This window comes from Yoonia sp. 208BN28-4, from assembly GCF_037543925.1.
Lineage (GTDB): Bacteria > Pseudomonadota > Alphaproteobacteria > Rhodobacterales > Rhodobacteraceae > Yoonia.
Genome location: NZ_JBBIFY010000001.1, coordinates 564982 through 580453, shown reverse-complemented (window position 1 = coordinate 580453; position 15472 = coordinate 564982). Strand labels below are relative to the sequence as shown.

The window sequence follows — 15472 nt, the reverse complement described above, 5'->3', positions numbered from 1 at the left end:
CAAGCCGCCACACAATCGCAGGAGCATCCCCATGCCATATCGCGCCCCCGTCGCTGATTTCCGCTTTTTGATGGATCACATCGTTGGTTTTTCCGATGTGGCTGCGACCGACACCTTTTCCGAGGCCACGCCGGACATGGTCGACGCGATCCTGACCGAAGCCGCAAAGATGTCCGAAGAGGTGCTGGCCCCGCTGCAACGCAACGGCGATCTGCACCCCGCAACACTGGAAAACGGCGTCGTGCGCACGTCGCCCGGTTTTGGTGACGGCTACAAGGCGATTGCCGAAGGCGGCTGGATCGGCATGTCCGCATCGCCTGAAAACGGCGGCATGGGTCTGCCGATGACACTGACGACTGCGGTGAACGAAATGATGTCGGCGGCATGCCTGTCGCTGCAACTGAACCCGCTGATGTCCCAAGGCCAGATCGAAGCATTGGAGCATCACGCAAGCGACGAGATCAAGGAAACATACCTCCCCAAGCTGATCTCTGGCGAATGGTGCGGCACGATGAACCTGACAGAGCCGCAGGCGGGGTCGGACGTGGGTGCACTGCGCACGAAGGCAGAGCCGAACGGTGACGGCTCTTACGCGATCACGGGCCAGAAGATCTACATCTCGTGGGCCGACAACGACTTTACGGAAAACGTCTGCCACCTTGTGCTGGCCCGTCTGCCAGAGGCGGTTGCAGGGACCAAAGGCATTAGCCTCTTTATGGTGCCCAAGCTGATCCCCGATGCCGATGGCAACCCGGGCGAGCGTAACGACCTGCGTGTCGTATCGCTGGAGCACAAGCTGGGTCTGCACGGATCACCGACCGCGGTGATGGAATATTCTGGCGCAAAAGGCTGGATGGTCGGCCCTGAAAACGGCGGCATGGCAGCGATGTTCACGATGATGAACAACGCGCGTCTGGGTGTGGGCGTGCAGGGGATCGGCGCGGCTGACGGTGCCTACCAGCACGCGCTTGGCTACGCGATGGACCGCAAGCAGGGCAAGGCGCCCGGCACGGGCGCCATCATCGAACACGCCGATGTGCGCCGGATGCTGGCAGGCATGAAGGCCGACATTTTTGCCGCCCGCGCCATTGCTCTGATGAATGCCGTGGCCATCGATATGGCAACCGCGACGGGCGATGCATCATGGAAAGCCCGCGCCGCGTTCCTGACCCCGATCTGCAAGGCGTTCGGCACTGATACCGGCATCGCGGTTGCGTCAACGGGCGTTCAAATTCACGGCGGCATGGGCTTTGTCGAAGAAACGGGTGCGGCGCAGTATTCCCGCGATGTCCGCGTGACTGCTATTTACGAAGGGACCAACGGCATTCAGGCGATGGACCTTGTTGCCCGCAAAATGATGGACGGCGGCGAGATTGCCCAATCCCTGATCGAGGAAATTCAGGACGGTGCGGAAGCCGCCAAAGCCACCCACGGCGATATGGCAACAGCCGTGTGGAACGCCGCGGAATCCCTGCGCGAGACAACCGAATGGCTTGCCGCGCAAAAGGACCTGACCCAGCGCTTTGCCGGTGCAGTCGCCTATCTGCGGGCCTTCGCACGGGTTCTGGGCGGTCACGCGCATCTGCAAGCGGCCATGTCTGGTGATGAGGCGCGCGGCAAACTGGCCACGTTCTACATCAACCGCCTGCTGCCTGAACACGCCGGCCTGCTGGCCGAGGTGCGCACGGGGGCCGACAACCTGATGTCGATCACCAACGATGAGCTGGCGGCGTAACCCCAGCTTATGACCGCAGGAATTCGTTACCCGTTCGAGGTGCCGCCCGCGCGTGGTGAGGCCATCGAAGTTGCGCCCGGTGTCATGTGGATGCGCTTGCCGCTGCCCATGGCGCTGGATCATGTGAACGTCTATGCGCTGGACGACGGCGATAGCTGGACAGTCATCGACACCGGTTTTGCGTCGAAACTGTCCCGCGCCATTTGGGAGGACCTGCTATCAGGCCCGCTTGGCGGTAAGCCGGTGGCGCGAGTGATTGTTACCCACCACCATCCTGATCATGTCGGGCTGGCGGGCTGGTTCATCGCCAAAGGGGCAGAGCTTTTGATGCCGCGTACCGGATGGCTGATGGCCCGCATGCTGACGCTGGACGATCAACCTGCTTACACGCCCGAAACAATCGCGTTTTACACCCGCAACGGGATGGACGCGGATGAACTGGCCAAGCGCAGCGATGAAAGGCCGTTCAATTTTGCGGATTGCGTCGCACCTTTACCGCTGGGTTTCACGCGTTTGCGCCAGGGCGACACGATCCGCATTGGCGGGCGCACGTGGGACATTCGCATGGGCAACGGCCACGCCCCCGAACATGCCACCTTCTGGAGCCGAGACGACAATCTCGTCATTGGCGGGGATCAGCTTCTCCCGTCGATAAGCGCCAATCTGGGCGTTTACCCGACAGAGCCGGACGCAGACCCTGTTCAGGACTGGATCAGCGCCTGCGAAAGTTTTCAGCCCCATGCCCGTGATGACCAACTTGTGCTGGGTGGGCATAAGGTCCCGTTCACGGGTCTGCCGCTGCGGCTGGAGCAAATGATCGAAAACCATCATAGCGCCCTGCGACGGCTGGAAGAGCATCTGACCGTGCCGCGCAGTGCTGGCGACTGCTTTGTCCCGTTGTTCAAACGCAAGATCGGGCGCGGTGAATACGGGCTGGCCTTTGTCGAGGCGGTCGCGCACCTAAACCATCTGCATCAGACGGGCCGCGCGTCACGCACAGTGACGGACGATGGAAGCTATCGCTGGCAGACTATTACGGCCTAGTGGCGGGCATTCATCTTTGCGGTCAACCGCTTGAGAATGCTGCTGGCTGTTGTATCGCACAAAAACGGCAGGATCGCGTGCACCATCGCGGCCAGTCCTGCAACAATCAACCAGAACGCAAATGTCAGCGCAAAGCGCATATGCCCAAAGTAGGTTTCGTTCACAGTCGCAGGGTGATCGGTGAACAGCGCCTTCACCGGATTACGCGATGTGGTATTTGGGGTGGTGTCTGACATTTTGTGATCCCTATGGCTGAGTTGCCATCAGACTATCCGCAGGATTGACTGCTTTGATCCCAAAATTAGCTGTCAAATTAATCTATATTGGGACATGGTCCCAAGTATGGCCCATCTGATCGACGAAATAGACCGCAAAATCTTGCAGCTTCTGCAAAATGATGCGTCGCTCTCAACTGACGAGGTGAGTGACAGGGTAAGCCTGTCTCGCAATGCCTGCTGGCGGCGGATCAAACTGATGCAGGACGCAGGTATCATCACAAAGCGCGTCGCGCTGGTCGATCCCGCACTCGTGGGTTGTCCGCTGACCGCCATGGTCCTGATCCGCACCAACGCGCATGACGCCGACTGGATGCAGAAATTCCAGACCACGCTGCGCAGTTTGCCGGAAGTCGTCGGCGCCTATCGCATGACCGGCGATCTGGACTATGTCTTGCGCGTGCGGGTGGCCGATGTTCCGGCCTATGACGCATTCTATAAACGGCTGACATCACGGATTTCTGTATCGGATATTTCCGCCAGCTTCGTTATGGAAGAGATTAAGGAAACGACGGCGGTACCTCTATGATCGAAAACAACCAGATCGACACCTCGGCAGAGCTTGCCGAAAATGCTGTGCTGCCAGGCATTTGCGAGGTGCATACCGACCCGCAGGCCCAAGCCGCAGACAAGGCCCCATTGCCGCCTGCACTGAAAGAAGCGTCCGCTGGCAAAAGTCCAGCGCAATGGGCCTATGAACGGATCATTCTTTATATCCAGAACTTCGAAAAGCAGCTCGATAACGATCACGAGGTTGGTCTTGGTTTCACCGGCGGCGATGCCGGTGTCATCAAAATCGAGGGGCTTGGCTATTACGACCCCGATATTGTGACATTCTACGGCGTGAACGGCGCCGGCATGAAAACCCAGCTGATCCAGCACGTCAGCCAGATGAACGTCATGCTTACCGCCAGCCCTAAGCAGATGGATCAGGATGCGCCGACACGGATCGGTTTCAAATTGGGCGAAGCACTGGAAAGAGACACACCTGCGGCGTCACAGACAGGTGACACGCCAGTCTGAATCAGCTAGGACGCGACAAACGCTATCTAGAGGGAAAACCCATGTCCGACCACAAGCACGGCGAAATGGATATTGAAACACAAAAAGCCACCTTCGACGGCTTTATCAAGTTCACGACACGCGGGACGATTATCATCATCGCGTTCCTGATCCTGTTGGCTCTGATCGGCGCTTAATGACGATGCGCGCCGCTTCGATATCGCGGCGCGGCTTTTTGGCGGGCGCCCCGTTGGCGCTTGCGGCCTGTTCCGGCGGTGTTTCTGTGCGCGCGCCGCAGGAGGCGATTGACCGCGTGGTCCATCGCACCTCTGGCCCGCGCTCACTCACCCTGATCACTGTGAAGAACGTCAGCTCCGGCAATGGCGCGCATACCGCACTTTTGATCGACGCAAGCCAGCGCGTTCTGTTCGATCCGGCAGGGTCATTCGGCCACCCCTCGATCCCCGAGCGCGACGATGTGCTGTTCGGCTTCACGCCCTATCTTGAAGGCGTGTATGAAAGCTATCATGCCCGCGAGACCTATTACGTCATCAGCCAGAAAGTCGAAGTTCCCGCCGCGACGGCAGAACAGGCTTTGCAACTCGCCTTGGCGAACGGGCCTGTTGCACGGATGAACTGCACGCGCGAGACGTCAGCGCTAATCGGTCGCCTGCCCGGCTTTGAAAGCATCAGCACAACATGGTTCCCCAACAATCTGGCCGATGATTTTGCCCGCTTGCCGGGTGTGCAGCAACGTGAACTGCGCGAAGACGATCCGGATCTTTCAGTCGAAGCCCGCAGGCAGGCCGCAGCTACACCTGCCCGGTAGCAAACAACCCAATCGCCAGCGTGACACCGCCTGCCAGAATGGCAAGCAGCACGTTCTTGCGCCACAGCCCGACCAGCACCGTAACCAATGCCGCCATCAGACGTGCCGGATCAGGGTCGCCATTCGTGGCTGCGGGCCAAAGCACCAGCGGGGCGACCATACCGGGCAGCACTGCCACCGGCGTATAGCGCAGAAACCGCAAAACGATCTCCGGCATCGGACGATTACCGATCAGCCCCAGAAACGAGAACCGGATCAAGTAGGTGCCAGCACCCAAAAGCAGAATGACAGTCCAGATTTGTGCATCGGTCATGCGCGCTTCTCCTGCCAGATTTCGACGATGACACCCGCCACCATGGCGCACACTGCCGCGATCAACAGGCCAAAACCGGATGGCAGCGATACCAGCGCGAGACTGACAATAACGGACGTAAAGGCTGCCATCACATGCGCCAACGTCCGCATCATCGGGGCAACCATTGCGATGAATGCAATCGGCAAGGCAAAATCAAGCGCGTACTCGGGCGGGAAAGATGCACCAAGCAACGCGCCCACATAGCTCATTGAAATCCAGAACGGCGTAATCGGGGTCGCGGTGCCAAAATAATAGGCCATCCGTTCGCGCACCGTCATTTGCGCGATCTCGAACTTGGCGATGCTGACGATATAGGGCTGATCGAACAGAAAATACGCAGCAAACGCTCGTTGCCACAGCGGCGCAGCACCCAGATACGGCACAAGCGAGGCCGAATACATTGCCATGCGCAGGTTCACCGCCAAGGCTGCCAGCAAGATCAGTATGATCCCCGCTTGTTCGACAATCATTTGCAAGGCAGCAAACTGCGACGCGCCTGCAATGACCAGAACGGTAAAGCCCATGACCTGCCCGATCGTTAGGCCCGCTTCGGTTGCGACAACGCCGAACAACAGCGCAAAGGGCACCACCATAAAGATAAAAGGCGCACCGTCGCGTATGCCTGCAAGGTAGGCGGATTTCACGGTGGCAGGGGGCATGGTTTCGGCCTAGTTTGTCTCAGCTTGCCCAACTCCTATCCCTGCGACCAAGGAATGACAATTGGCCCGTCTTGACGACACATCCGGCTATCTGATCGCGCCACAACCCGGTGTGCAGCGGCTGACCCGTGCTGTCAGCGGCACGGATCAAACCGGCGCTGCGATTGACCTGACAGTGGTCGAAGAACGCCCCCTGACGATCTATCTCAATGCCCGCGAGATTGTCACCGCGATGACCATCGGCGACTATCCGGAATATCTGGCGCTGGGGTTCTTGCGCAATCAGGGCATGCTTAGCGATGCTGATACGGTCACGTCGGTTGACTACGATGACGATCTTGAGGTCGTCGTGGTCCGCACCGCCGTCGAAACCGATCACGAGGCAAAGCTGCAAAAGAAAACCCGCACCAGCGGATGCGCCGTTGGCACCGTCTTTGGCGACATGATGGACGGGTTGGCCGATGTGCAGCTTCCAGCCACCCCTGTGCGCACATCCGACCTTTATGCGCTGGCCGCAACCATCAGCCGGACCCCGTCGCTTTATCTTGAAGCGGGCGCAATCCACGGGACGGTGCTGTGTCAGGGCAACCGCCCGCTGGTCTATATGGAGGATGTCGGCCGCCATAACGCCGTCGATAAAATTGCGGGCTGGATGTTGTCCGAAGGCATCAGCGCTGACGATAAGGTGCTTTACACCACTGGCAGGCTGACCTCCGAGATGGTGATCAAAACCGCGCTGATGGGAATCCCGACGCTGGCTTCGCGGTCCGGCTTTACTGCGTGGGGTGTCGAGATTGCCCAGCAGGTCGGCCTCACGCTGATCGGTCGGATGAAGGGGCAGCGGTTTGTCTGTCTGGCTGGCGAAAGCCGCCTGATCCGTGATGCTGATCCAGCAACCGTCGCCGATGAACCGCGCAAAAGCGGGCGCAAAGGGGCCACCGCATGACCACCACACACACAGCCACGTTCCAGCTTGATACGGCCACGTCGCTTGATGCGATGGTCAGTGGCGGGCGCGAGATCATCAAAGGTTGGCAGTGGTGGTCTTTTACCGTGCAGATGATCGCGTTGGTGTTCTTCGCCCCGCTTGGCGTGATTGCGATGAGCTTCGTCTTTTTGACAGATGACACCCGCCAAACAGTCATCACCGCGATGCCATTGTTCGTTCTGGTGCTTGGCGGGTTCTTTCTCTGGCTGCAACGGCACGGCTACAAAACGCTGGCGGCGATCAGCGCGCAATCACGGTTCAATCGGACCTCGACTGTCGAGCTGACGGCGCTGGGGATGTCGCTCATCACGCCGCACAGCCGCTGGTTCACCGGATGGAAGGACGTGGAGGCCGTGACCCGATCCAAGAAAAGCATCACCGTCGTGGTGTCCGGCATCGTGCTGCCCATTCCGCTGACCGCGCTTGATGATCCCGACACGGTTTTTGGCGATGTAACCCGCTGGTTTGAGGCGGCGCGATGAAGCAGCCCATTGGCATCATTCTGGCAGGTGGGCAGGCCACGCGCATGGGCGGCGGGGACAAGGGTTTGCTGCGCCTTGGCGATACGACAATCATCGATCACGTCATTGCGCGCCTTGATCCGCAGGTCGATCACATCGCGCTGAATGCCAATGGTGATCCAAGTCGCTTTGATCTGGGCCTGCCTGTCATTGCCGACACAATTGATGGTTTTGCAGGGCCGTTGTCAGGTGTTCTTGCGGGGCTTGACTATGCCGCAAGCCGCGACGCCACGCATATCGTGACAGCCGCGGCCGACACACCGTTCTTCCCCTGCGATCTGGTGCCGATGTTGCTGCTAGCCGCCGAAGAGAGCGCAACTGGAATGGCGCTGGCCGCGTCTCCATCGGGGCGGCAGCCAACATTCGGACTATGGCCTGTGGCGCTTCGAGATGACTTGCGCACCGCATTGGAGGGCGGTCTGCGCAAGGTCGTCCAATGGACATCGCGCCATGACGCGCGCATGGCAGAATTTCCCGACGACACGGCGTTTTTCAACGTGAACACACCTGACGATCTGGCAGCGGCGCAGGGCATGTTATGAAAGTCTTCGGGATCGCAGGTTACAAAAACGCCGGAAAAACCGGATTGATGGAAAGGCTTGTTGCGGACATCACGCAGCGCGGATTTTCGGTGTCGACCCTGAAACACGCCCACCATGTTTTTGACGTCGACCAACCCGGCAAAGACAGCTTTCGTCACCGTGCTGCCGGTGCGCATCAGGTTGTGCTATCATCGGCAAAACGCTGGGCGATGATGACCGAACTGCGCGACACCGCCGAACCGCCCCTTGTCGATTTGCTAGACCGGATGTCGCCGGTGGATCTGATCCTGATCGAGGGTTGGAAGCGTGACGCACATCCGAAGATTGAAGCCCATCGCGCCGCGGCAGGCCACCCCCTGATCGCGCCTGATGACCCAACCATTCGGGCCGTGGCGTCGGATACACCGCTCACCATTGATCGTCCGGTCTTTGATCTGAATAACACCACCGCCATTGCCGATTTTATCCTGACCGAGGTTGGATTGTGAGCTTTGACACGATAATCACGGTGGACTGGTCGGGCGGCAATGATCGCGGGGCAAGTCCCAAAGCTGATGCAATCTGGACCTGCGTCGCGCGTGATAGCGCAGCTAAGCAACCGCAATATCATCGGAATCGTCAGCATGCAGAAGAATGGCTCACCGACACCGTGGCGACCGAAGTTGCAGCAGGTCGGAGCGCGCTTGTCGCCTTTGATCTGTGCTTTGCCTATCCCGCCGGATTTGCCCGCGCGTTGACGGGAACTGACGACCCGTTTGCCGTCTGGGACTGGTTTGCCGAGAGCGTGGAGGATGGAGCGAAATCGAACAACCGTTTTGATCTGGCGGGCCAGATCAACCAACAGTTTGGCGGTATCGGCCCGTTTTGGGGAAATGCGCTGGCCCGCGATATTCCGCACCTCCCGCGCAAGGGCACGGCACGCACGTTTCGTGATCTGCCGGAAAAGCGCGCCACCGATGCGGCCGCCAAGGGGGCGTTTTCGCCGTGGCAGTTGTCTGGCGCGGGCGCGGTTGGTGGGCAAGTCATCATGGGATTGCCGACGCTGGCACGGCTGAGAAACCGCTTTGGCACGGACCTATGCGTCTGGCCGTTTCAAAAGGCGGACGCGCCAATCACTTTGGTCGAAACCTACTTTTCCCTGATGCCAAATGCTCTTGCCGCCCGCATGACGGAGGGTGCCATCAAGGATGCCGAGCAGACTGCGTTGTTTGCACAGACCTTTGCAAATTTGACGCCTGATGATTGGCAAGCCTTGCTTGACGTGCCCGCGACCGAGGAAGGCTGGGTTCTGGGGCTTGGCCACGAGGCTTTGCTAGAAAGCAGGGCCAGTCAGCAGCTGAAGCCGCCGCCGCTGCGCAACGATTGTTTTGCGATGCCGCAAGGTGCCTATTGGACACCGGTGGACGACGCACTTGATCATCTGCGCACACATCTGAAGCCGGTTTGCGGTGTCACGGACGTTGCGCTGGATCAGGCGGCGGGGCGTATCCTTGCTGCACCAGTGATCGCCGCACGGTCGCACCCCCCTGCACCAAATGCGGCGGTTGATGGCTATGCCTTTGCGGGGGCCAAACCGGCAGGGCCGCACCAACTGCCGTTAGTCACAGGTCGGGCGGCTGCGGGACAACCCTACGACGGCACGGTGCCAGAAGGTCATGCAGTCCGCATCCTAACAGGCGCAAGCCTGCCCGCAGGCGCCGACACCGTGATCCTGCAAGAAGACGTCACAACAGACGGGCGGCAAGTTGCCTTTCACGGACCCCTGAAACAAGGCGCGAACGCGCGCAAGGCTGGCGAAGATATGCAGGCGGGTCAGACAGTGCTGTCTGCCAGACACCGCTTGACACCTGCCGATCTCGCCAAGGTCGCCGCAACAGGCGTTGGTCGCGTGACAGTTTATAAACCATTGCGTGTCGGCGTGCTGTCCACTGGCGATGAGCTGGTGACAGCAGGCGATACCGCAACGGCAGACCAGATTTTTGACGCCAACCGCCCAATGCTGTGCGCGACAGTCGCCGCGTGGGGATACGAGGTGGTTGATCTGGGCAAGGCACCCGACAATCAGGACGCCCTGAGGCCCATCCTAGATGACGCCAGTGTGCAGTGTGATGCCATTCTTACGTCCGGCGGCGCGTCTGCCGGTGACGAGGATCACATCTCAGCGTTGCTGCAAGGCACAGGCAGTTTCGCGTTGTGGCGGATGGCGATCAAACCGGGCCGACCGTTGGCGCTGGGGCTTTGGCAGGGCACACCTGTGTTTGGCCTTCCCGGCAATCCTGTGGCGGCACAGGTTTGCGCCTTGGTTTTCGCGCGTCCTGCCCTTTCGGTGTTAGCAGGTGGCAACTGGCTTAATCCACAAGAGTTTGCCGTGCCTGCCGGATTTACAAAGGCAAAAAAGGACGGTCGCCGCGAATATCTGCGCGCGCGCATCACCGATGGTGTGGTCGAGGTTTTCGCCTCTGAAGGGTCAGGGCGCGTCTCGGGCCTAAGCTGGGCCACAGGCTTGGTCGTGCTTCCCGATCATGCGGTAACGGTGAACAAGGGCGACCTTGTGACATTTGTGCCTTTTGCAAGTTTCGGTCTTTGAAAATAATTGCGGGCATCCCCGAGGCTCATCGCGCCCGCGCGGTTGACCTATACTGGCTGGCGTTTGGTCCGAAGCTGCGCGTGCCGCTGGGCCCACAGCAAAAAGCCACAGCATTTGTGACCCGCGTTCTGGACCCGACACATGGAATTTGCGCGATCGACGATGCCGGACGCTTGATGGGCGTGGTTGGATTCAAGACCTACCGTGGTGCGCTGGTTGGTGGCGGATTTGCCGATTTGCGGGCGATCTACGGTGTCTTTGGTGCCACGTGGCGCGCCGCATTGCTCAGCCTGCTTGAACGGGACACAGAAAACGTCCGGTTTTTGATGGATGGTATTTTCGTAGCGCCGGAGGCACGCGGGCGCGGCGTTGGCACGGCCCTCTTGCACGCAATCTATGACGAGGCCCGCAAGCGGGGCTTTCACCATATCCGGCTGGATGTCATCAGCACCAACCCCCGCGCCCGTGCGCTTTATGAACGCGAAGGCTTTGTCGCGACCCATACCGCCAGACTTGGCATGCTGCGTCACGTGTTCGGGTTTGATGCGGCCACGACCATGGTGCGCAAGCTGTAGGCCGCCCGATTTCAGCTTGTGAAAACTGAACTAAATAGTTTATAAAGGGGCCTCATTCTGGCTAGGATTTTGAATGCCCGACGGCTCTTCTCAGGTCAAACGCGGACGTAAATTCGATCAGGTGCTCAAAGGCGCCCGCGATGTTTTTATGGCCGACGGGTTTGAAGGGGCCAGCGTGGATGACATTGCGAAAGCCGCGCAAGTGTCCAAGGCCACGCTTTACAGCTACTTCCCCGACAAAAAGCTTTTGTTCATGGAAGTGGCGCGCCACGAATGTAACCGGCAGGCGGAAATGGCGATGGACGGTATCGCGCCAGATACGCCGATCCGCGATGCGCTGACCGATATGGCGACGCAGCTGCTGGACTTTATCACGTCGCCGTTTGGCCAGCGCATGTTCCGTATTTGTGTGGGCGAAAGCGACCGGTTCCCGCAGTTGGGTCGCGAGTTTTATGAAAGCGGACCAAAGCTGGTGCACGACCGCCTTGTGGCCTTCATCTCGGAGGGCGTGACGAAGGGCGTGCTGGCAGTGGATGATGTTCCACTTGCGGCTGACCAGTTTGCTGAATTGTGCAAGGCCGATATTTTCCCGCGCATGGTGTTCAGCATGGCCAGCACGTTCAGCAAGGCGGAAAAAGACCGCGTTGTCATAGGTGCGGTGGACATGTTCATGGCGCGCTACGCGGTGCGCACCTGATCGTCGATAACGTGAAAGATCGCGCGTTCTGCATCTGAGAAACTGTCGCTTTCGTCGTCCATTGGCAGACCGTTCAGCGCATAAGCAAATGCCGCATCGGCCTGCACATCATACCAGACGCCACCATTAAATCCGTAAGCATTTCCAAAATGGCCGACCAATGGACGCGGATAGAAGTCGGGACTGTCGAAAATCTGAAGCCCCGCGCCGTAGTGCTGGAACACGCCGTCCAGATAGTCGCCCGCCCCGTCTGATTGTCGCCAAAGCGGCGAAGAGCCACCGATTGTCCGGCCAAGGCGCAGCATGCCATCAAGCGACAGGCGCAGACCACCTTGCGGCGAAACCTGTGCGGTATCGTTGGACAAGCGATACGCGCCTTCGTTCAAGACACCCCCATAGGGGTTCATCACGCCGTAATGCGGGATCGCATCATCAATCTGCGGCACAAATTTTTGATCGGCGCGTCGGTAGGTCGGCAAGGCGGCAATGCGCGCGGCGGCAGGCACACCCGACCAATTGAACCCACCCGCGATCCCGTGCGGGCGCAGCACGTGTTCTGACGCAAATGTGTCAAACCGCTCGCCAGTCATGTTCTCTACGCAGGCGGCGATCAGGATGTAGCCAAGATTGGAATATGAGAAATAGGTGCCGGGGCGGTGCGGGCCAAACCGGTCACTTTGCGTCCAGTCTGCAGCCAGACCGTTTGCAAATTGATACCCGCCATCGTCGGACAAACCTGATGTGTGCGTCAGCAGCATCCACAATGTGATCTGATCGTCAGGAAAGCTAGGATGCCGCAGATCAAATCCCAAATACCCCTGCGCCGAGACGTCATAGGGTGATGCGATACCTGCACGTTTGGCCGCGATCCTAAATGCCGCGCCAGTGACGATCTTTGACACCGACGCGGCCCGAAAATGCGTGTGTCGGTTTGCATCAATCGAAGTGCCCGTTGCGATATGACAGCTCTGCTGCCCCTGATGGCACAGCGCGATGCCAGCAAAAGCAAATGACCCGGCCCCCCTTTGCGTCAGGGACCGGGTCAGGTCATCTAGCGGTGCGCGCGGCAATCAGAATTCCACAACCGCGCGGATCGACTTGCCTTCGTGCATCAGGTCAAACCCGTGATTGATCTCGTCGAGCGTCAGCTTGTGTGTGATCATCGGGTCGATCTCGATCTTACCATCCATGTACCAATCCACGATCTTTGGCACGTCTGTGCGCCCCGATGCGCCGCCAAAGGCCGTGCCGCGCCAACTGCGCCCTGTCACAAGCTGGAAAGGGCGTGTGCTGATCTCGGCGCCGGCGGGGGCCACACCGATGATGATGCTTTCACCCCAGCCCTTGTGCGCGGCTTCAAGCGCGGTGCGCATGACCTGGACATTGCCGGTGGCATCAAACGTGTAGTCCGCGCCACCGCCCGTCAATTCGACCAGATGCGCGACCAAATCACCTTCAACCTCGGACGGGTTCACAAAATCGGTCATACCAAAATGCTCGGCCATTTCGCGTTTGCCGTCGTTCAGATCAACGCCAACGATCTGATCGGCACCCGCCAGCCGCAAGCCCTGAATGACGTTCAGACCAATACCGCCCAGACCAAAGACGATGCCCTTTGATCCGATTTCGACCTTGGCGGTGTTGATGACGGCACCGATGCCTGTCGTCACGCCGCACCCGATGTAGCAGATCTTGTCAAACGGCGCGTCCTTGCGGACCTTGGCAAGCGCAATTTCAGGAACAACCGTGTGGTTCGCGAAGGTCGAACACCCCATGTAGTGATGGATCGGCGTGCCATCGAGCATGGAAAAGCGGGTCGAGCCATCAGGCAGCAGGCCTTGGCCTTGGGTCGCACGCACCTTCTGGCAGAGGTTGGTTTTCGGGTTCAGACAGTATTCACACTCGCGACATTCCGGCGTGTAAAGCGGGATCACGTGATCCCCCACCTCAAGCGATGTCACACCCTCGCCCACCTCGATCACAACGCCTGCCCCTTCGTGACCAAGGATCGCGGGGAAGATGCCTTCTGGATCGTCGCCAGAGCGGGTGAACTCATCTGTGTGGCACAGGCCGGTGGCCTTTATCTCGACCAGCACCTCGCCTTTACGGGGGCCATCAAGCTCCACCTCCATGATTTCAAGCGGTTTTCCGGCCTCAAGGGCCACGGCGGCACGGGTGCGCATGGGCAGTCTCCTTCCAATTTCGGTTCGACGTTCTGCCAAACACGCCACAAGTTCAAGCCCACAGCAGTTGCCACAAACGTGAAAACCTGATTCTGTCGCGCCATGAGAAACGCCCTGATCGTTCTATTGCTGTCTGCCTGTGCGCCCGCCGTGACCCCCGGCGGCACGGCACCTGACACCTGCGGCAAAGATGATTACGCCGCGTTGGTTGGCGCAAATCTGGCGGCTGTCACGCTGCCTGCCGATTTGAATGATCGTGTGATCGGGCCTGATGACGCCGTGACCCTGGATTTTCAGCCTGACCGCCTGAATTTCTTTGTTGATGAAGCCGGTCTGATCACGAGGATATCATGCGGTTAACCCTTTCAGCGATCGGCCTGCTTGCCGTCACGGCCTGCACCACGACACCCGTCAGCAATGTGGGCGGGCAACGCCCGAACGCGCCTGTCGCCGGATTTTATCCAACCGGTCTTGATGACACCTGCGACGCCGAACAATACGCGGTGCTGATCGGGCAGGACGCCACCGCGCTTGAACGCATCCTGATCCTGCGCGAGGTCCGCGTGATCCGTCCGGGAAGCATTGTGACACAAGACTACAAGCCAGAGCGTCTTAATTTCGACGTTGGCACAGCAGGCACGATCACATCGCTTTCGTGCGGCTGATACGGGTCGGATCTCCACAGATTGACGGAACATTCAGAGCGCCGTAACCTCATCATCCTTGTACGAATGAGGTTATTTATGCGTTCTATTTTAGCAATATGTGCATTTTTTGCGCTCGCATCGTGCGGCGGGTCCGGGTCTTCTGGCGCGATGCAAATGATGGACATGGACCCCGGAACACCGCCACCCGCCCGCACATTAGCGGCCACATTGACGGCAGCGGACCTGACATCACACCAGCCCTTTGTCACACGCATCATGGGCGGCAGTATAACAGTTCCGTACGTAGGCCCAAGCTTGCAGGCCACCTATACCGGTGAGCTATATTTCCCGCTGTCCAAGCCCGATGATCCGTCACTGCGCATGTTGGGTGATATGGAAATTATCATTGATTTTACCGACTACACTGCCAACAACAACATAACAGGGACCGTCACAAACCTGAACGTCTTTCGCGGCGATACACCTCTGGAGCGGCTCGATATTGAGAATGGTCAGATGGTTGTGAGCGGTCGCGACGACGGGCGGCAACGCACTGTCGATATGCGTATAGACGGTGCCGCGACCGGTGCATTCGGTCAAGACACCGTTGGCACATCACGCTTTATCCTATCTCCATATGGCCAGACTTACAGAGTGCGGGACCTGTCCGAGAGCGCAATTGCAGGCAATGTAGGCGGCGTTATCACGGGGCACCACACATCAAACTCCCTGCGTGCAGGGCGGTTCTTTCTTCTGCCTGAGGGGGAGACCCAGCCGGACTAGGCCAATCTTGTGTTAGCAAAAGTCCTCCGACGTTGCGAACTGGGTGGGGG

At 59.1% G+C, this 15472-nt stretch carries 21 protein-coding genes; 16 read left to right on the top strand and 5 right to left on the bottom strand.

What is annotated here, in order from left to right; genetic code table 11:
• Positions 1-31 precede the first annotated feature (31 nt).
• Both V8J84_RS02925 and V8J84_RS02920 read left to right on the top strand, forming a co-directional pair.
• A complete protein-coding gene (locus V8J84_RS02925) occupies positions 32-1735 on the top strand; it encodes an acyl-CoA dehydrogenase (RefSeq protein WP_339928104.1) in 1704 nt (567 codons plus the stop codon).
• A gap of 9 nt (positions 1736-1744) precedes the next feature.
• The gene (locus V8J84_RS02920; RefSeq protein WP_339928103.1) at positions 1745-2779 is read left to right on the top strand and encodes an MBL fold metallo-hydrolase; all 1035 of its coding nucleotides are present in this window, start codon (positions 1745-1747) and stop codon (positions 2777-2779) included.
• On the opposite strand, the gene V8J84_RS02915 is transcribed toward V8J84_RS02920, so the two are convergent.
• Complete coding sequence (locus V8J84_RS02915; RefSeq protein WP_339928102.1) at positions 2776-3015, bottom strand: DUF6356 family protein; 240 nt, start codon at positions 3013-3015, stop codon at positions 2776-2778. The two genes, V8J84_RS02920 and V8J84_RS02915, sit on opposite strands and share 4 nt — an antisense overlap.
• Positions 3016-3121: 106 nt before the next feature.
• Here V8J84_RS02915 and V8J84_RS02910 point away from each other — a divergent pair, with 106 nt between their 5' ends.
• Genes V8J84_RS02910 through V8J84_RS02895 form a run of 4 tightly spaced genes read left to right on the top strand, consistent with a single transcriptional unit; the run spans position 3122 to position 4885 of the window.
• Positions 3122-3583, top strand: a complete 462-nt coding sequence (locus V8J84_RS02910) for an Lrp/AsnC family transcriptional regulator (RefSeq protein WP_339928101.1) — start codon at positions 3122-3124, stop codon at positions 3581-3583.
• Positions 3580-4077 (top strand): DUF6173 family protein, encoded by a 498-nt coding sequence (locus V8J84_RS02905; protein ID WP_339928100.1) that lies wholly within the window; start codon positions 3580-3582, stop codon positions 4075-4077. The genes V8J84_RS02910 and V8J84_RS02905 overlap by 4 nt, the downstream gene beginning before the upstream one ends.
• Before the next feature lie 41 nt (positions 4078-4118).
• Entirely contained in the window at positions 4119-4253 is a 135-nt protein-coding gene (locus V8J84_RS02900) for an aa3-type cytochrome c oxidase subunit IV (protein WP_339928099.1), read from the top strand.
• Positions 4253-4885, top strand: a complete 633-nt coding sequence (locus V8J84_RS02895) for a twin-arginine translocation signal domain-containing protein (protein WP_339928098.1) — start codon at positions 4253-4255, stop codon at positions 4883-4885. Before V8J84_RS02900 ends, V8J84_RS02895 begins: the two co-directional genes overlap by 1 nt.
• Here V8J84_RS02895 and V8J84_RS02890 read toward each other — a convergent pair.
• A complete protein-coding gene (locus V8J84_RS02890) occupies positions 4869-5198 on the bottom strand; it encodes an AzlD domain-containing protein (RefSeq protein WP_339928097.1) in 330 nt (109 codons plus the stop codon). The two genes, V8J84_RS02895 and V8J84_RS02890, sit on opposite strands and share 17 nt — an antisense overlap.
• Entirely contained in the window at positions 5195-5899 is a 705-nt protein-coding gene (locus V8J84_RS02885; protein WP_339928096.1) for an AzlC family ABC transporter permease, read from the bottom strand. Before V8J84_RS02885 ends, V8J84_RS02890 begins: the two co-directional genes overlap by 4 nt.
• Before the next feature lie 61 nt (positions 5900-5960).
• On the opposite strand from V8J84_RS02885, the gene V8J84_RS02880 reads away from it, so the two are divergent.
• The 7 genes from V8J84_RS02880 to V8J84_RS02850 all read left to right on the top strand — a co-directional run bounded on the left by V8J84_RS02880 (position 5961) and on the right by V8J84_RS02850 (position 11809).
• Positions 5961-6845 carry a formate dehydrogenase accessory sulfurtransferase FdhD gene (locus V8J84_RS02880; RefSeq protein WP_339928095.1) on the top strand — a complete coding sequence of 295 codons (885 nt, stop codon included), beginning with the start codon at positions 5961-5963 and terminating at the stop codon, positions 6843-6845.
• The gene (locus tag V8J84_RS02875) at positions 6842-7369 is read left to right on the top strand and encodes a hypothetical protein (protein WP_339928094.1); all 528 of its coding nucleotides are present in this window, start codon (positions 6842-6844) and stop codon (positions 7367-7369) included. Before V8J84_RS02880 ends, V8J84_RS02875 begins: the two co-directional genes overlap by 4 nt.
• Positions 7366-7950, top strand: a complete 585-nt coding sequence (gene mobA, locus V8J84_RS02870) for a molybdenum cofactor guanylyltransferase MobA (protein ID WP_339928093.1) — start codon at positions 7366-7368, stop codon at positions 7948-7950. Before V8J84_RS02875 ends, mobA begins: the two co-directional genes overlap by 4 nt.
• Positions 7947-8438, top strand: coding sequence for a molybdopterin-guanine dinucleotide biosynthesis protein B (gene mobB, locus V8J84_RS02865; RefSeq protein WP_339928092.1), 492 nt, complete (start codon positions 7947-7949; stop codon positions 8436-8438). The genes mobA and mobB overlap by 4 nt, the downstream gene beginning before the upstream one ends.
• Positions 8435-10537, top strand: coding sequence for a molybdenum cofactor synthesis domain-containing protein (locus tag V8J84_RS02860; protein ID WP_339928091.1), 2103 nt, complete (start codon positions 8435-8437; stop codon positions 10535-10537). Before mobB ends, V8J84_RS02860 begins: the two co-directional genes overlap by 4 nt.
• The gene (locus V8J84_RS02855; protein WP_339928090.1) at positions 10534-11112 is read left to right on the top strand and encodes a GNAT family N-acetyltransferase; all 579 of its coding nucleotides are present in this window, start codon (positions 10534-10536) and stop codon (positions 11110-11112) included. The genes V8J84_RS02860 and V8J84_RS02855 overlap by 4 nt, the downstream gene beginning before the upstream one ends.
• 73 nt (positions 11113-11185) lie before the next feature.
• Positions 11186-11809 carry a TetR/AcrR family transcriptional regulator gene (locus V8J84_RS02850; protein ID WP_339928089.1) on the top strand — a complete coding sequence of 208 codons (624 nt, stop codon included), beginning with the start codon at positions 11186-11188 and terminating at the stop codon, positions 11807-11809.
• On the opposite strand, the gene V8J84_RS02845 is transcribed toward V8J84_RS02850, so the two are convergent.
• Both V8J84_RS02845 and V8J84_RS02840 read right to left on the bottom strand, forming a co-directional pair.
• Positions 11791-12879, bottom strand: coding sequence for a serine hydrolase domain-containing protein (locus V8J84_RS02845; RefSeq protein ID WP_339928088.1), 1089 nt, complete (start codon positions 12877-12879; stop codon positions 11791-11793). The genes V8J84_RS02850 and V8J84_RS02845 overlap by 19 nt on opposite strands.
• Complete coding sequence (locus V8J84_RS02840; protein ID WP_339928087.1) at positions 12880-13992, bottom strand: S-(hydroxymethyl)glutathione dehydrogenase/class III alcohol dehydrogenase; 1113 nt, start codon at positions 13990-13992, stop codon at positions 12880-12882.
• Positions 13993-14094: 102 nt separating this feature from the next.
• Between V8J84_RS02840 and V8J84_RS02835 the strand changes: the two genes are divergently transcribed.
• The 3 genes from V8J84_RS02835 to V8J84_RS02825 all read left to right on the top strand — a co-directional run bounded on the left by V8J84_RS02835 (position 14095) and on the right by V8J84_RS02825 (position 15422).
• Positions 14095-14352, top strand: a complete 258-nt coding sequence (locus V8J84_RS02835; RefSeq protein WP_339928086.1) for an I78 family peptidase inhibitor — start codon at positions 14095-14097, stop codon at positions 14350-14352.
• Positions 14343-14657, top strand: coding sequence for an I78 family peptidase inhibitor (locus V8J84_RS02830; protein ID WP_339928085.1), 315 nt, complete (start codon positions 14343-14345; stop codon positions 14655-14657). Before V8J84_RS02835 ends, V8J84_RS02830 begins: the two co-directional genes overlap by 10 nt.
• Positions 14658-14807: 150 nt before the next feature.
• On the top strand, positions 14808-15422 hold the full coding sequence (locus V8J84_RS02825) for a hypothetical protein (protein ID WP_339928084.1): 615 nt from the start codon (positions 14808-14810) through the stop codon (positions 15420-15422).
• Positions 15423-15472 lie beyond the last annotated feature (50 nt).

Excerpts from the sequence above, each read along its gene's own strand:
- V8J84_RS02830 (WP_339928085.1), top strand. The coding sequence starts at position 14,343 with ATGCGGTTAACCCTTTCAGCGATCGGCCTGCTTGCCGTCACGGCCTGC.
- V8J84_RS02840 (WP_339928087.1), bottom strand. The coding sequence starts at position 13,992 with ATGCGCACCCGTGCCGCCGTGGCCCTTGAGGCCGGAAAACCGCTTGAA.
- mobA (WP_339928093.1), top strand. The coding sequence starts at position 7,366 with ATGAAGCAGCCCATTGGCATCATTCTGGCAGGTGGGCAGGCCACGCGC.
- V8J84_RS02925 (WP_339928104.1), top strand. The coding sequence starts at position 32 with ATGCCATATCGCGCCCCCGTCGCTGATTTCCGCTTTTTGATGGATCAC.
- V8J84_RS02850 (WP_339928089.1), top strand. The coding sequence starts at position 11,186 with ATGCCCGACGGCTCTTCTCAGGTCAAACGCGGACGTAAATTCGATCAG.
- V8J84_RS02920 (WP_339928103.1), top strand. The coding sequence starts at position 1,745 with ATGACCGCAGGAATTCGTTACCCGTTCGAGGTGCCGCCCGCGCGTGGT.
- V8J84_RS02895 (WP_339928098.1), top strand. The coding sequence starts at position 4,253 with ATGACGATGCGCGCCGCTTCGATATCGCGGCGCGGCTTTTTGGCGGGC.
- V8J84_RS02875 (WP_339928094.1), top strand. The coding sequence starts at position 6,842 with ATGACCACCACACACACAGCCACGTTCCAGCTTGATACGGCCACGTCG.
- V8J84_RS02915 (WP_339928102.1), bottom strand. The coding sequence starts at position 3,015 with ATGTCAGACACCACCCCAAATACCACATCGCGTAATCCGGTGAAGGCG.
- mobB (WP_339928092.1), top strand. The coding sequence starts at position 7,947 with ATGAAAGTCTTCGGGATCGCAGGTTACAAAAACGCCGGAAAAACCGGA.
- V8J84_RS02885 (WP_339928096.1), bottom strand. The coding sequence starts at position 5,899 with ATGCCCCCTGCCACCGTGAAATCCGCCTACCTTGCAGGCATACGCGAC.
- V8J84_RS02890 (WP_339928097.1), bottom strand. The coding sequence starts at position 5,198 with ATGACCGATGCACAAATCTGGACTGTCATTCTGCTTTTGGGTGCTGGC.
- V8J84_RS02835 (WP_339928086.1), top strand. The coding sequence starts at position 14,095 with ATGAGAAACGCCCTGATCGTTCTATTGCTGTCTGCCTGTGCGCCCGCC.
- V8J84_RS02900 (WP_339928099.1), top strand. The coding sequence starts at position 4,119 with ATGTCCGACCACAAGCACGGCGAAATGGATATTGAAACACAAAAAGCC.
- V8J84_RS02910 (WP_339928101.1), top strand. The coding sequence starts at position 3,122 with ATGGCCCATCTGATCGACGAAATAGACCGCAAAATCTTGCAGCTTCTG.
- V8J84_RS02825 (WP_339928084.1), top strand. The coding sequence starts at position 14,808 with ATGCAAATGATGGACATGGACCCCGGAACACCGCCACCCGCCCGCACA.
- V8J84_RS02905 (WP_339928100.1), top strand. The coding sequence starts at position 3,580 with ATGATCGAAAACAACCAGATCGACACCTCGGCAGAGCTTGCCGAAAAT.